We start from the raw sequence: 15825 nt of genomic DNA on the forward strand, positions 1-15825 counted from the left end.
CGCCATCGTCACGGAGCTCGTCATCATCCTGCTGCTGGTGCTGGCCAACGGCGTCTTCGCGGGCGCCGAGCTGGGCCTCCTCTCCGTGCGCAAGACGCGGCTGAAGGAGCTGCTGGAGCAGGGCAACAAGTCCGCCAGGGCGGTGGCGGCGCTGCGGGATGATCCGGAGCGGCTGCTCGCCACGGTGCAGATCGGCATCACGGTGATTGGCTCCACGGCGGCGGCCTTCGGCGGCGCGAGCATCGCGCAGCGGCTGGCGGTCCTGCTGGCCGGGCTGGGCGTGCCGGAGGCCACCGCGAGCCAGGTGGCGTTCGCGGGGGTGGTCGCGCTGGTGTCGTACCTGTCGCTGGTGCTGGGGGAGCTGGTCCCCAAGTCCCTGGCGCTGCGCTTCTCCGAGCAGTACGCGCTGACGCTGGGCCGGCCGCTCAAGGCGCTCGCGTGGGTGATGCGGCCCCTGGTGTGGTTCCTCACCGCGAGCTCCAACGTGGTGCTGAAGCTCTTCGGGGACAAGACGAACTTCTCCGAGTCGCGCCTGTCGCCGGACGAGCTGCTCCAGCTGGTGGAGGAGGCGTCGAAGCAGGGCACGCTGGATCCGCGCGCGGGGGAGATCGCGTCGCGGGCCTTCGAGCTGGGGGACCTGACGCTGGGCGAGGTGATGGTGACGCGCGAGCACATCGTCGCGCTGCGCCGCCACGCGAGCAACGAGGAGATCCGCCAGGTGCTGCTGGAGCACGGGCACTCGCGGATGCCGGTGTACGAGGGCACGCTGGACAACGTGGTGGGCTACATCGTGGCCAAGGACCTGCTGGGCGTGGCCTGGGAGGGGCACCTCATCGTCCTGGAGGACGTGCTGCGCCCGCCGCTGTTCCTGGTGGAGTCCATGCGCGCCATCGCGGCGATGAAGGAGCTCCAGCGCCGGCGGATGCAGTTGGCCGTGGTGGTGGACGAGCACGGCGGCGTGGTGGGGCTGGTGACGGTGGAGGACCTGGTGGAGGAGCTGGTGGGGGACATCCTCAGCGAGTCCGAGACGCCCGAGGAGCGCGTGCGGCGCGAGGGCCCCACCGTCGCGGTGGTGCAGGGCGAGGCGAGCCTGCGCGAGGTGAACCGCGCGCTGGGGCTGGAGCTGGAGGAGAGCGAGGACTACTCCACCGTCGCGGGGCTGTGCATCGCGCTCGCGGGGGGCGCCATCCCTGAGCCGGGCGCGCGGCTGTCCCTGCCGGACGGCACGGTGCTGGAGGTGGTGGAGGCCTCGCCGCGCCGGGTGCGCGAGGTGCGCGTCCACCTGCCGGAGCAGCCCGCGCAATCGGAGGCATGACCCGCGTCGAAGTGTTCCATTCGAATCGGACACGTGCCCTGGGATCGCGTTGCTGCCGCAGCGCCCGGTCTCTGATATGCGCGAGGGACCTTTCCCCGCCCCCGGGAGGCTCGCGCCGCGGATGTCGTCATCCCCTCCACGTATCGCCTTCGCCATCGAGACGACGCTCGGCAACGCGGTGTTCCTGCACAACCTCCAGCGGGCCATGGCGCGCCGCGATGACGTCGTGCCGGTGTGGCTGCCCATCGACGAGCACGCGGATGACGTCTGGGAGCAGCTGCCGCTGGTGCGCTCGCGGCTGTCGGTGCGCGGGGGGCTGCGGGCGCGCAGCGCGCTGCACCGGGCCTCCGCGCGGGAGCCGGTGCGGGCCGCGGTGGTGCACACGCAGCGGCTGGCGCACCTGGCGCACGACTTCATGCGCCAGGTGCCGAGCGTCATCTCCACGGACGCGACGCCGAGCGGGCTGGAGGACTACCTGCGCTACTACGGCCTGCGCACGCAGCACGCGGGCTGGGTGGGCCGGGCGAAGCACGCGCTGCACCGGCGCACGTACGCCATCGCGAAGGGGATGCTGTCCTTCTCGCAGTTCACCAAGCGCTCGCTGGTGGAGGAGTACGGCGTGCCGGACGCGAACGTGCACGTCGTGTGGCCCAGCGTGGACACGGCGCTGTGGCGGCCCGCGCCGGAGAAGAAGCCCGGGGACGGCGTGGTGCGGCTGCTCTTCGTGGGAGGAGACCTGGGGCGCAAGGGCGGCAAGCTGCTCTTGCGCTGGGCGCGGGAGACACGGCGAAGGAACTGGCTGCTGGACGTGGTGACGTCCGCCTCCTTCGAGGCGCCGCCGGGGGTGCGCGTCCACGTGGGGGTGAAGCCGAACTCGCCGGAGCTGATCCGCCTGGCCCAGGCGGCGGACCTCTTCGTGCTGCCGACGATGGCGGACATGTCGTCCTGGGCCATCGCGGAGGCGAAGGCGGCGGGCCTGGCGGTGGTGACGACGCCCGCCGGCGGCGTGGGGGAGCTGGTGCGCGACGGCGTGGACGGGCGCGTCGTGCCGGTGGGCGACTACGCGGCGCTGGCGAACACGCTGGACGCGCTGGTGCAGCAGCCGGACACCCTGGCGGCCATGGGACGGGAGTCGCGCCGCATGGCGGAGCAGCACATGGACCTGGACGCGACGTGCGCGCGGATGCTCGCGTTCATCCGCCAGGTGACGGGCGTCTGAGCGGAGGACCATGCGCCGCCTCCATCCCGCCCTGGAACATGTCCACCCGCAGGCCCGGGGCGGCCCGATGGACCGCCAGCTCCGGATCACCCTGCACTTCCACCCGGATGCCATCTTCGAGGGCGGCGGCGTCCTGGCGGCGATGCGGCGGGACGGCCTGTACCGCTCCCAGTTCGAGACGCGCACGAGCAACGGAGGGCTCACGGCGTTTCCCGGCGGTGCCCGCTGGCGGTGGGAGAGCCGCCTCTTCAACGGCTTCTATGACGCGCGCCACGCCAGTGAGCGCCCCAAGTATGGCTCGCTCGACTTCCGGCGCGACCCATACGGCGGCTCGCCGCGCTTCGGCTCCAGCTACTTCCGGCTCACGGAAGGCGCGCTGGACCGCGCCAGCTTCTGCTTCCCGGACAGCGTCTTCGAGCCCACGTCCTTCGGGACCTCCGAGCGGATGGCCCTGGTTGGCCTGGCGGAGGCCGCGCGGTTCGAGGATCCGCTGGACTGGTACATCGAGGCCCACGTCCATGGCGACCTCCGGATTCCGGAGGACATCGAGGCCCTGGTGCTCGACCCCAGCTACGCGGGGACCCCCGTCGAGGACGAGGCGCGCGCGCTGGGCGTCCGCGTGGAGTGGCATCCGGGCCATGCCGTCACGTTGAGCACGCTGCGCCAGCACCCGGGCTACCGGGGCGAGGACACCCTCCGGCTCGCGGAGCGGCTCGCGGAGGACGAGCGCCTCACGCCGCGCATCCTGGGCCGGGCGCGCGCGGACGCGTCGGTGGAGCCGCAGCAGCTCAAGAAGCTCTGGCATTGCACGGCCCGCTTCGGACGAGCCTGGGACTGGCCCGCTCCGCCCCAAAGCTGAGGTCTGGGCTCCCGGACACCCGTGCGCTGGGCCTGGAATGCGTGCTTGCGTCGCCTGGGGACTTCGGTTACTCCTCCGGCACCGGAAAGCGGTTCTGCGCGATTAGCTCAGCTGGATAGAGCGTTGGCCTCCGGAGCCAAAGGCCGCAGGTTCGAATCCTGCATCGCGCGCAGACGTAAGGGCCCGGAATCATTGGGAGAAATCCCAGGGATTCCGGGCCTTTGCCTTTCCGCGTGGCGGCTCGTGCACAGCGGGCGCGGGCTCCTGTCCGCTCGCCGCGTGTGATGGACTAGACCTGGGGGACATGAACCGCGCTCCCCTGCTATCCGCTGGTCTCCTCGCCGCCTGCCTGGCCTGCACGGAGTCACCCCGGACGCCCGAGGCGTCCCCCGCCCCGAGCCCGACCATGCCCACCCCGCCCAAGCCCGCCCCGCCGCCTGCCCCACCTGCCTCCAAGCCGAGCGGGGTCAGCGCTCCGGCCGCGGCGTCGTGCTCGGCGAGCCGCCTGAACCCCATCCCCAGGCCCCCCGCGAAGCCCCTGCCCCCGGCCGTGGCGTCCATGCGCGAGCGCATCATCAAGGCCGCCGTGGCGTGCGACTACGCGGGCCTCCAGAAGCTGGGCGACGAGAAGGGCCAGAGCGTGCGCTTCTCCTACGACCCCGACCAGGACATGGCCACCACCTGGCGCATCCAGGAGGAGTGGCAGGAGAGCCCGCAGCCGGTGCTGGCGCGGCTGGTCCACGTCCTCAACCTCCCCTTCTTCCAGGAGGGGGACGTCTACTGGTGGCCCACCGCCTTCCGCAAGGACGCCACCGACGGGGACTTCGCGCTGCTCCAGGGCATCTACCCGGACGAGATGATCGCCGACATGCGCAAGGAGAAGAGCTACATCGGCATGCGCGTGGGCATCTCCGCGGACGGGGACTGGCAGGCCGCCATCCAAGGTGACTGAGGCCCTCCGCGGCGCCCCCTCCCTCCGAAGCGCCGCCACGCTGGCCGTGCTTCACGAGCCCTGACGCGTCCACGCCTCGGGTGCGTCCGCGCCAGACGGATGGGTCAGGAATGCCCTCCAGGAAATCTTTGGATTCAAGGCAGCTCGGCTTGCCTGCCGTGGCCGGTCCCGTGCAAAACGCACGGCGCACCCCCGGCCCCAGGTCAAGGGAGTTCGCTCCATGGATGAAGTCATTGTTCAGCTGAAGGCATTGGCCCTGACTGAAGCGCTCCCCCTGCTGCTCAAGGTCATCGGGGCGCTGTTCCTCTGGTTCATCGGGCGGACGATCATCGCCGGCTTCCGCAAGGTGCTGGACCTGGGCCTTCAGCGGCGGCAGCTGGACCCCACGCTGATCCGCTACGTCGGGTCGCTCTTCACCGGCACGCTCACGCTGATGCTGATCGTCGGCATCCTGGGGCTGATGGGCGTGGAGACGACGTCCTTCGCCGCGTTGATCGCCGCCGCGGGCATCGCGATCGGCGCCGCGTGGTCCGGCCTGCTGGCCAACTTCGCCGCGGGCGTCTTCCTCCTGGTGCTGCGCCCCTTCCGCGTGGGCGAGGAGATCGAAGCCGGCGGCGTCGTGGGCATCGTCCAGGAGATCGGCCTGTTCGTCACCACGCTCGACACGTCCGACAACGTGCGGATCGCCGTGGGCAACAACCAGATGTTCAGCGACAACATCATCAACTACAGCCACCACCCGCACCGCAAGATGACGGTCAAGGTGCCGCTGATGTACGGCGTGGACGTGCGGGTGCTGCAGCAGGCCCTGCTGGAGCGCCTGCCCGCGGTGAAGGGCGTCCAGTCCACGCCCGAGCCCCAGGTGGAGATCGCGGAGTTCACCGTCCAGGGTCCCATCCTCGCGGTGTGCATCTTCTGCAAGCCCACCGAGTTCAACGACACGCAGGCCAACGTCGGCGATGCGATCGCGGAGGTCCTCCTGGCCGTGGGCTACACCGTTCCCATGCCGGCGCTGCTGGCCGCGCCGCCGCCGCCGCTCGCGAAGGCGGGCTGAGCGCAGGACCGGAGGGCTCAGCGCGAGACGCCCCGAGCCGGCGTCCCGCCTGAGCCCCCTCCAGGCGGGGGGACGCCCTCGCGAGCAGGTTCCCCTCGGAGCGACACCGTGAGTCCTTCCGGTGGCATGTTCGGGGATCCCATCACTTCCAATAAATACTCGAATTCACTCGGACTTCCGGCAGGGCGCCCCCATGACAGCTCGGCTGCCCACGGAATACTGTGGCCAGTGTGAATTTGCCCCACCCTCCCGCTTCTCCCGAGAGAGCAGCACAGGGCGTCAAGCTCAAGTCAGCAGCAGGCCTGACCTCTCGCGCACGCCGATCCCGCTGTGGCGCCCTCGAGTGCGGAGTCCATGAGCCGAGCCAGGCGCTGTCGAAGCGCTGCACCGCCCTCTTCAACGTGCCCATGGCCGTACGCCTGGACGGCCCTCTCGACGTGGCCGTCCTGGAGCGTGCCCTGCGCGAGGCGGTGCGCCGTCACGAGGTGCTGCGCCCCCCCTCCCGCGAGGACGCTTCCGGCCCCGTGCAGGTGGTGTCTCCGGAGCCCGTGCTCACCCTGGAGCGCAGGGACCTCACGGGCGCGCCTCCGGATGACGCCTGGCGCCTGGCGCGTGAGGCCCCGTCGTGGAGAGGCTGCGGAGGCTCCGCGCACGTGCGTCGCGCTCGTCCACGGGGAGCTGAAGCCCGCCGCTCCGGATGGGAGCGGCGCGGGAATTCCGCGCCCAGGAAGCCAGGAGCACCGCACGGATCATCCAGCGCGCTCCTTGGTGGCCCCAACTCGTCAGGGCCTCACCTGAGATCCGGCTTTTCGGGTCGGGTGGCCGCGCCGACGTCAGAGCCTCCTCCTATGGTGGGGGCCGTAAACACGGGGATTTACTCACCCCGTGTGATGCCTCAGGAGCGCCGAGCCGTCCTCATGACACGTCATGTTGTTAGCGAATAATGTAGCCACCGCGAGCAAGCCCACCGCCGCACTCCCCCCGTGAGAGCGGCGCGTAACGGCAATCCGGTATCAGCAGCAGTCCGAGTTCTCACGAGCCCCACCGTCCCGGGTGGCGCTCGTGCGTAATGGCATCCCCGAGTGCGGAGTACATGAGATGAGCCAGGAGCTGTCGAAGCGGATCGCGAACCTCTCACCGGAGAAGCGCGCCGAGTTGCTCAAGAAGATGGCCGCGCAGAAGGCCTCCGCCGGCGCCTCCGCCCAGGGCCTCATCCCGGTGCAGGACCGCTCGCGTCCGCTGCCCCTCTCCTTCGCGCAGCAGCGCCTCTGGTTCATCGACCAGCTTCAGCCCGGCACCTCGCTCTTCAACGTGCCCATGGCCGTGCGCCTGGACGGCCCTCTCGACGTGGCCGTCCTGGAGCGCGCCCTGCGCGAGGTGGTGCGCCGCCACGAGGTGCTGCGCACCACCTTCCGCGAGGACGCTTCCGGCCCCGTGCAGGTGGTGTCCCCGGAGCCCGTGCTCACCCTGGAGCGCCGGGACCTCACGGGCGCGCCTCCGGATGACGCCTGGCGCCTGGCGCGTGAGGCCGCGGCGCAGCCCTTCGATCTCGCCAGGGGGCCGCTGCTGCGCGCGCTGCTGCTGACGTCCGCGCCAGCGGAGCACCTCCTCGTCGTGGTGGTGCACCACATCGTCTCGGACGGTTGGTCCATGACGCTGCTGGTGCGCGAGGTGGCGCTCCTCTACGGCGCGCTCGCGCGTGGACAGGCGGCGCCGCTGCCGCCGCTGGGCATTCAGTACGCGGACTTCGGCGTCTGGCAGCGCGAGTGGTTGCAGGGGCCCCGGCTGGAGAAGCAGCTCGATTACTGGAAGCGCCAGCTGGCCGGCGTGCCCTCCGCGCTGGAGCTGCCCACCGACCTTCCCCGTCCCGCCACCCGGGACGGCCGTGGCGCACGCCACGACGTGCTGCTGCCTCGCGAGTTGACGGACGCGCTGAAGGCCCTGGCCCAGCAGGAAGGCGCCTCGCTCTACATGGCGCTGCTGACGGGCTGGCAGGTGCTGATGGCCCGCTACTCCGGCCAGGACGACGTCACCGTCGGCTCCCCCATGGCGGGCCGCACCCGCGGCGAGGTGGAGGGCCTCATCGGCCTCTTCGTCAACGCCCAGGTGCTCCGCACTCGCGTGACGGACGACGCCTCCTTCCGCACCCTGCTGCGTCAGGTGCGCGAGACGGTGCTCGGCGCCCAGGAGCACCAGGAGCTCCCCATCGAGCGCCTCGTGGAGGAGTTGAAGCCCGAGCGCATCCCGGGCCGCACTCCCTTCTTCCAGGTGATGCTCACCTACCAGGCCTCCTTCCGCGGCGCCGCCTCCGTCGAGGGCGTCAAGATGGAGGCCCTCGAGCTCGACACCCTCTCCGCCAAGTTCGACCTCACCCTCCAGGTGCTGGAGACGGACGCCGGCCTCAAGGGCTACCTCGAGTACACCACCGACATCTTCACCGCCGCCACCGCGGCTCGCATCGCCGAGCACCTCCGCGTGCTCCTGGAGGGCGCTGTCGCGCAGCCGCACCAGGCGGTGGCCCGACTGCCGCTGCTGACCGCCGCCGAGCGACGCGAGATGCTGGTGGAGTGGAACGCCACGCGGGCCCCCTTCCCCGAGGCGTGCATGCATTCGCTCTTCGAGGCGCAGGTGCAACGCGCCCCGGACGCGCTGGCCGCCGTCTTCGAGGGGACGCAGTTGACGTACGCGCAACTGGACGCGCGCGCCAACCAGCTCGCCCACGCTCTTCGTCGTCGCGGCGTGGGGCCGGAGGTCCGCGTCGCCCTCAGCGTCGAGCGCTCCCTCGACATCGTCATCGGCCTCCTCGGCGTCCTCAAGGCCGGTGGCGCCTGGGTGCCCGTGGATCCGCTGCTGCCCCGGGAGCGCCTGGCCTTCATGCTGGAGGACAGCGCGGCCCAGGTCCTCGTCACCCAGCAGCCGCTGGTGGACCGCTTCCCGGAGGCCCTCCATGCCCGCGCGCTCTGCCTGGACTCGGAGCGCGAGTCGCTGGCGAAGGAGCCGACGGCGGCCCCCGTGACGGGCGTGACGCCCTCCAACCTGGCGTACCTGCTCTACACCTCGGGTAGCACGGGGACGCCCAAGGGCACGGCGGTGGAGCACCGCAGCGTCGCCAACCTCGTCACCCACGAGGCGGTGGCCTACGGCATCGGCCCGGGCAGCCGCGTGCTTCAGTTCGCCAGCCTCAGCTTCGACCTGTCCGTGGAGGAGATCTTCACCACCCTCTGCAACGGCGCCACGCTGGTGCTCGCGCCGCTGGAGAAGCTGATGCCGGGCGCGCCGCTGCCCGTGCTGCTGCGGGAGCAGGAGCTGAGCGTGGTCAGCCTCACCCCCGCGGCGCTGGCGGCCACGTCCTCCGAAGGACTGCCCAAGGTGCGCACCGTCATCTCCGGCGGTGAGGCCCTGCCCGCGGAAGTCGTGGCGCGCTGGGCTCCGGGACGGCGCCTGCTCAATACCTACGGCCCCACCGAAGCCACCGTCATCGCGACGTTTGGCGACGTGGTGGCGGATGGGAGCGTGCCGTCCATCGGCAAGCCGCTGGCGAACGTGCGCGTCTACGTGCTCGACCCGCACGGGCAGCCGGTGCCGGTGGGCGTGCGCGGCGAGCTGCACATCGGCGGCGTGGGCGTGGCGCGGGGGTACGCGGGACGGCCGGGCCTCACCGCCGAGCGCTTCGTGCCCGACGCCTTCTCGGGTGAAGAGGGCGCCCGTCTCTATCGCACGGGCGACGTGGTGCGCTGGCGCGCGGACGGCCAGCTGGACTTCGTGGGCCGCATCGACGCCCAGGTGAAGGTGCGCGGCTTCCGCATCGAGTTGGGCGAGGTCGAGAACGCCCTGCGCGCCGCGCCCGCCGTGAAGGACGCCGTCGTGCTCGCCCGGGAGGATTCGCCGGGCGACAAGCGCCTCGTCGCCTACGTCGTGGGAGAGGCCCTCGACGTCACGGCCCTGCGCGCCCACCTCAAGCAGCACCTGCCCGAGTACATGGTGCCCGCCGCCTTCGTCCCCCTGGAGGCGTTGCCGCTGACGGCCAACGGCAAGGTGGACCGCAAGGCCCTCCCGGCTCCGGACGCAAGCGTGCTCCGGGCTTCGCACGCCTACGAGGCACCGGCGACGCCGCTGGAGGAGCAGCTCTCGGCCCTCTGGAGCGAGGTGCTGCGCGTGCCCGCCGTGGGCCGCACGGACAACTTCTTCGAGCTGGGTGGCCACTCGCTGCTCGCCACCCAGCTGGTCGCTCGCGTCCGGGCCGCCCTCGACGTGGAGCTGCCGCTCCGCGCCCTCTTCGAGGCCCCGACCATCTCCGCCCTGGCCGAACGCCTCCAGCGCGCCGCGACCGGTACGCGCCTGCCATCCCTGACGCGCACCTGCACCGAAGGCCCCCTGCCCCTCTCCTTCGCGCAGCAGCGCCTCTGGTTCCTCGATCAGCTGACCCCGGACGACGCCTCCTACAACCTTCCCGTCGCGCTGCGCCTCATCGGGCGCCTGGACGTGGAGGCCCTTCGCCGTGCCTTCGAAGCGCTCGTGGCTCGCCACGAAGCGCTGCGCACCACCTTCTTCGAGGAGGAGGGGCAGCCCTTCCAGCGCATCCACGCTCCGGCCGCATGGTCGCTCCCGGTGGAGGACCTCTCCTCTCTTGAAGAGTCCGCGCGCGAAGCGGAGACGCTGCGGCTCGCCACCCTTGAGGCCCGGCGTCCCTTCCACCTCGTCCATGGGCCCCTGCTGCGCACCGCCCTCCTCAAGCTCTCGGAGGAGTCCCACGTCCTCCTCGCGACGATGCACCACATCGTCTCCGACGGCTGGTCCATGGGCGTCCTCATCCGCGAGCTGGCGAGCCTCTATGCGGCCTTCAGCGCCGGACAGGCGCCCTCGCTCCCGCCGCTGCCGGTGCGGTACGCGGACTTCGCGCTCTGGCAGCGCCAGTGGCTCCAGGGCGAGACGCTGGAGTCGCAGCTCGGCTACTGGAAGCGGCAGCTCGCCGGCGCCCCCGCGGCCCTGGAGCTGCCCACGGACCGCCCTCGCCCGGCCGTCCAGTCGCTGCGCGGTGCCACCGTGCCCGTGCACTTCCCTTCACAGCTGACGGACTCCCTTCGCAGCCTCGCACAGCGGGAGGGCGCCACCCCCTTCATGCTGCTGCTCTCCGCCTTCCAGCTGCTGCTCTCGCGCTACTCGGGCCAGGATGACATCAGCGTCGGCTCCCCCATCGCCGGCCGCACCCACTCCGAGGCCGAGGACCTCATCGGCTTCTTCGTCAACACGCTGGTGCTCCGCACCCAGGTCGACCCGCGTGCGACGTTCCGCCAGCTGCTCTCCCAGGTGAAGGCCACCACCCTCGCCGCCTATGAGCACCAGCACGTCCCCTTCGAGAAGCTGGTGGAGGTCCTCCAGCCCTCGCGCGACTTGAGCCGCAGCCCCCTCTTCCAGGTGATGCTCGTCCTGCAGAACGCCCCCGCCGAGGCGCTGCGGGTGCCGGGCCTGGCCTTCCAGCCCATTCCCCTGGAGGGCAACTCCTCCCGCTTCGACCTGGCCCTCACCCTCTTCGAGGTCCCCCAGGGCCTCACCGGCTTCCTCGAGTACAGCACCGACCTCTTCGACGCCTCCACCGTCCAGCGCCTCATGGCGCACTTCGGCGTCCTCCTCTCCGCGCTCGCCGCCCAGCCTGACGCTCGCGTCTCCACGCTGCCCCTCATGACGGCCGCGGAGCAGCAGCAACTGCTCGTCGAGTGGAATCAGACGGACGTCGCCTTCCCTCGCGACACCTGCGTCCACCACGTCGTCGCCGGGCAGGCCCGTCGCGCGCCTGCCTCCCTCGCCGTGCGCGCGGGAGGGCGCAGCGTCAGCTACGCCGACCTCGACGCCTGGGCGCACGCGCTTGCCGTCCAGTTGCATGCGGCCGGTGTCACTCGTGGAGGCCGCGTCGCCGTCCTCGCCGAGCGCTCCCCCGAGTTGGTGGCGGGCCTGCTGGCTGCCCTCAAGGTGGGCGCCGCCTACGTCCCCGTCTCTCCGGGCGTCCCTCCGGAGCGCCTCTCCTTCATGCTGGAGGACTGCGCGGCTTCCGTCCTCCTCACGCAGCAGCACCTGCGCGACTCGCTGCCTTCCCTCCCTGCGCGGGTCCTGTCGCTGGAGGTGGAAGCCGCGACGGCTCAACAGCCGCTGCCGGTGGCGCCCGTGGGCCCGGAGGACCTGGCCTACGTCATCTACACCTCCGGCAGCACCGGCCGGCCCAAGGGCGTCGCCGTCCACCACCGCGCGCTGATGAACCTCGTCTCCTGGCACCAGCGCACCTACGCGCTGTCGCCCCAGGACTCCACCGCCCTCACCGCGGGCGTCGCCTTTGACGCCTCCACCTGGGAGGTGTGGCCCTCTCTTGCCTCCGGCGCATGCCTCGTCATTCCTCCGGACGCCGTGCGCGCGGAGCCTTCTCAGCTGCTCCAGTGGCTGGCCCGCGAGGCCATCACCACCTGCTTCATGCCGACGCCCCTGGCCGAGGCCGTGCTGCGCGAGGAGTGGCCCCGCCCCATCGCCCTGCGCGCCCTCCTGACGGGCGGCGACGCGCTCCACCTCGCCCCGCCTCCCTCGGTGCCCACCCCCTTCTTCAACCACTACGGGCCCACCGAGAGCACCGTCGTCGCCACCTCCACGCCTGTCACTTCTGGCGACGGCAACCGGCCGCCCATCGGCCGCCCCATCGACAACACCCGCACCTACGTCCTCGACGCCCAGCTCCAGCCCGTGCCCCTCGGCGTCCCCGGCGAGCTCTTCCTCGCCAGCGAGGGCCTCGCCTGGGGCTACCTCGGCCAGCCCGCACTCAGCGCCGAGCGCTTCATCCCCCACCCCTTCTCCTCCACTCCCGGTGCCCGCCTCTACCGCACCGGCGACGTCGTGCGCTGGCGCCCCGACGGCCAGCTGGACTACCTCCAGCGCCTCGACTTCCAGGTGAAGGTGCGCGGCTTCCGCATCGAGCTGGGCGAGATCGAGGCCTCGCTCCTCGCCCACGCCTCCGTGCACCAGGCCATCGTCCTCGCCCGCGAGGACTCCCCGGGAGACAAGCGCCTCGTCGCCTACGTCGTGGGGGAGGCCCCCGACGTCACGGCCCTGCGCGCCCACCTCAAGCAGCACCTGCCTGAGTACATGGTGCCCGCCGCCTTCGTCTTCCTGGACGCCCTGCCCCTCAACGCCAACGGCAAGGTGGACCGCAAGGCCCTGCCCGTCCCGGATGCGGCACCGCTCGCGGACTTCGTCGCTCCTCGAAGCTCCGCCGAAGAGCAGCTCGCGGTCCTCTTCGCCCAGCTCCTGCGCGTGGAGCGCGTGGGCATCCACGACGACTTCTTCTCGCTCGGGGGACACTCGCTGCTGGCCACCCAGCTCGTCTCCCGCGTCCGCGCTGCCTTCGGTGCGGAGCTGCCCCTGCGCGCCCTCTTCGAGGCGCCCACCGTCGCCGCGCTCGCCGAGCGCCTGAGCACCGCCACCTCGGCCCCCCGGCTCCCGGCGCTTCCCGCCATCACCCACGAGGGCCCGCCGCCGCTCTCCTTCGCCCAGCAGCGACTGTGGCTGCTGGATCAACTCCAGCCGGGCAGCGCCGCGTACAACATCCCCGCCGCCCTCCGCCTGAAGGGCCAGGTGGACGTCGAGTCCCTGCGCCGCGCCTTCGAGACCCTGGTCGCCCGGCACGAGACGCTGCGCACCACCTTCTTCCAGCACCAGGGCCAACCCGCGCAGCGGATCCACCTGCACGCGACGTGGACGCTGCCCGTGCTCGACGTGTCCTCCCTGCCCGCGGCCCAGCGGGAGGGCGAGGCGCGCCGGCTCGCGAACCTGGAGGCGCGTCAGCCGTTCGACCTGGAGGCCGGACCGCTCCTGCGCACCTCGCTGGTTCGCCTGGACGCCGAGGAGCACCTGCTGCTGGTGACGATGCACCACATCGTCTCCGACGGCTGGTCCATGAGCGTCCTCGTTCGTGAGCTCACCGCGCTGTACGCGGCGTTCCACTCGCATCACCTGCCGACCCTCGCGCCGCTGCCTGTGCAGTACGCGGACTTCGCCGTCTGGCAGCGGGCGTGGCTCCAGGGCGAGACGCTGGAGACACAGCTCGGCTACTGGAAGGAGAAGCTCGCGGGTGCGCCCGCCGCGCTGGAGCTGCCCACGGACCGTCCGCGTCCGCCCGTGCAGTCGCATCGGGGCGCCACGGTGGACGTGCGCGTCTCCGCGCGGCTCTCCGAGTCCCTCAAGGCCCTGGCCCAGCGCGAAGGCGCCACGCCCTTCATGGTGCTGCTGGCCGCGTGGCAGGTGCTCCTGTCCCGCTACTCCGGCCAGGACGACATCAGCGTGGGTACGCCCATCGCCGGCCGCACCCAGGCGGAGACCGAAGGCCTCATCGGCTTCTTCGTCAACACGCTGGTCTTGCGTGCAGGCGTCCAGCCGCAGTCGACCTTCCGTGAGTTCCTCGCGCAGGTGCGCGGCACGACGCTCGCGGCCTTCGAGCATCAGCACGTGCCGTTCGAGAAGCTGGTGGAGACCCTCCAGCCCGTGCGCGACTTGAGCCGCAGCGCGCTCTTCCAGTCGATGTTCGCCCTGCAGAACACGCCCATGGAGGCCCTGCGCGTACCGGGCTTGACGTTCGAGCAGCTTCCGCTCGAATCGAACTCGGCGAAGTTCGACCTGACGCTGACGCTCCAGGACTTTCCCCAGGGCTTCATGGGGGTCCTGGAGTACAGCAGCGACCTCTTCGAGGCCTCGACCGTGCAGCGCATGGTGGGACACCTGGGCGTGCTGCTGGAGGCCATCGCCGCGCAGCCCGACTCGTCGCTCGCCAGCCTCCCCCTGCTCACGGCTCCGGAGCGCCAGCAGCTCCTCGTCGACTGGAGCGGCCCCCGCGCGGACTTCCCTCGCGACCTCTGCTTCCATGACGCCTTCTCCGCCCAGGCCCTCCTCACCCCAGACGCCCTCGCCGTCATCTGCCGCGACCAGCACCTCTCCTTCCGCGAGCTCGACGTCCGCTCCAACCAGCTCGCTCACCGCCTGGTGAAGCTCGGCGTCCGCCCCGACGTCCTCGTCGTGCTCTGCGTGGAGCGCTCCGTCGAGGCCCTCGTCGGCATCCTCGGCATCCTCAAGGCCGGCGGCGCCTACGTCCCCATCGACCCCAGCTACCCCCGTGACTGGCTTGCCCACGTCCTGGCCGACACCGCCGCCCCGCTCGTCCTCACCCAGCAGCGCCTGCGCGACTCCCTGCCACCTCACTCCGCACACACCCTCTTCCTCGACTCCGACTCCGAGCTCCTCTCTCGCGAGCCCTCTCACGCCCCCTCCACCTCCGTCTCGCCGGAGCACCTCGCCTACATCATCTACACCTCTGGCAGCACCGGCCGCCCCAAGGGCGTGATGATCCAGCACCGCTCCGTGCTGAACATGCGTGCAGCCCTCGCCTCCACCGTCCACGCGGAGGCCCGGCCGGGGGAGCGCGCCAGCATCAACGCTCCTCTCTCCTTCGACGCCTCCGTCCAGCAGCTCGTCCAGCTGCTCGACGGCCGCACCCTCTGCATCGTCCCCAATGAGGCCCGCGCCGACGTCGGCGAGCTGGTGAAGCGCATCAGCCAGGACGCGCTGGACGTCCTCGACTGCTCTCCGGCCCACCTGCGCCTGCTGGTGGATGAGGGCCTGCTGGAGCGCACCGATGTTCCCAGCCGCCTCCTCGTCGGTGGTGAAGCCGTGGACCTGGCTACCTGGCGCCGCCTGGCCCAGGCTCCGCGTCCTCGCGCCTTCAACGTCTACGGCCCCACCGAGTGCACCGTCGACGCCACCGCCTGCGCCTTCGATGCCTCCTCCACCCCCACCATCGGCAAGCCCCTGCCCAACGTCCGCGCCTACGTGCTGGACAAGACGCTGCGCCCCGTCCCCGTCGGGGTCGCCGGGGAGCTCTTCATCGGCGGTGAGGGCGTCGCTCGCGGCTACCTCCACCGTCCCGAGCTGACGGCCGACCGCTTCATCCCGGATGCCTTCTCCTCCTCCCCGGGTGCACGCCTCTACCGCACCGGCGACGTGGTGCGCTGGCGCGCGGACGGGATGCTCGACTACCTGGGCCGCGCCGACTTCCAGGTGAAGATCCGCGGCTTCCGCATCGAGCTGGGTGAGATCGAGGCCACCCTCCTCAAGCATCCCCAGGTGCATGCCGCCGTGGTGCTGGCGCGCGAAGACGTGCCCGGCGACAAGCGGCTCGTGGCCTACGTGGTGCCTCCGGAAGGCACGACGCCCGCCCCCACGCCCGAGGAGCTCCGCGACTGGCTCAAGCAGTTCCTGCCGGAGCACATGCGCCCCTCCGCGCTGCTGGTGCTGGAGTCCCTGCCGCTGAACACCAACGGCAAGGTGGACCGCAAGGCCCTGCCCGCGCCCCAGGGCACCGCTCCCGCCTCCTCCTTCGTCGCACCCCGCACTCCCGAAG

General features: G+C 71.4%; 6 protein-coding genes and 1 tRNA gene. All 7 read left to right on the forward strand.

From position 1 onward, the window contains the following. Positions 1 to 31 precede the first annotated feature (31 nt). The gene (locus U8525_RS27030) at positions 32 to 1315 is read left to right on the forward strand and encodes a hemolysin family protein (protein WP_374269453.1); all 1284 of its coding nucleotides are present in this window, start codon (positions 32 to 34) and stop codon (positions 1313 to 1315) included. Between the two features lie 121 nt (positions 1316 to 1436). Continuing rightward, the gene (locus U8525_RS27035) at positions 1437 to 2534 is read left to right on the forward strand and encodes a glycosyltransferase family 4 protein (protein ID WP_374269440.1); all 1098 of its coding nucleotides are present in this window, start codon (positions 1437 to 1439) and stop codon (positions 2532 to 2534) included. A 67-nt stretch (positions 2535 to 2601) separates the two neighbouring features. Next, positions 2602 to 3393, forward strand: a complete 792-nt coding sequence (locus U8525_RS27040; protein ID WP_374269442.1) for a DUF3626 domain-containing protein — start codon at positions 2602 to 2604, stop codon at positions 3391 to 3393. Between the two features lie 96 nt (positions 3394 to 3489). Further along, positions 3490 to 3563, forward strand: a tRNA-Arg gene (locus tag U8525_RS27045). Positions 3564 to 3799: 236 nt separating this feature from the next. After that, positions 3800 to 4345: a hypothetical protein gene (locus tag U8525_RS27050; protein WP_374269444.1), complete on the forward strand. Its 546-nt coding sequence runs from the start codon at positions 3800 to 3802 to the stop codon at positions 4343 to 4345. Positions 4346 to 4565: 220 nt separating this feature from the next. Next, complete coding sequence (locus U8525_RS27055) at positions 4566 to 5399, forward strand: mechanosensitive ion channel family protein (protein WP_374269446.1); 834 nt, start codon at positions 4566 to 4568, stop codon at positions 5397 to 5399. A gap of 1098 nt (positions 5400 to 6497) precedes the next feature. Beyond that, positions 6498 to 15825, forward strand: a 9328-nt coding sequence (locus U8525_RS27060; RefSeq protein ID WP_374269448.1) for an amino acid adenylation domain-containing protein, incomplete at its 3' end; no start/stop codon positions are given.

This window comes from Corallococcus sp. RDP092CA (assembly GCF_041903675.1).
Classification (GTDB): domain Bacteria; phylum Myxococcota; class Myxococcia; order Myxococcales; family Myxococcaceae; genus Corallococcus.

Excerpts from the sequence above, each read along its gene's own strand:
- U8525_RS27055 (WP_374269446.1), top strand. The coding sequence starts at position 4,566 with ATGGATGAAGTCATTGTTCAGCTGAAGGCATTGGCCCTGACTGAAGCG.
- U8525_RS27050 (WP_374269444.1), top strand. The coding sequence starts at position 3,800 with ATGCCCACCCCGCCCAAGCCCGCCCCGCCGCCTGCCCCACCTGCCTCC.
- U8525_RS27040 (WP_374269442.1), top strand. The coding sequence starts at position 2,602 with ATGGACCGCCAGCTCCGGATCACCCTGCACTTCCACCCGGATGCCATC.
- U8525_RS27035 (WP_374269440.1), top strand. The coding sequence starts at position 1,437 with ATGTCGTCATCCCCTCCACGTATCGCCTTCGCCATCGAGACGACGCTC.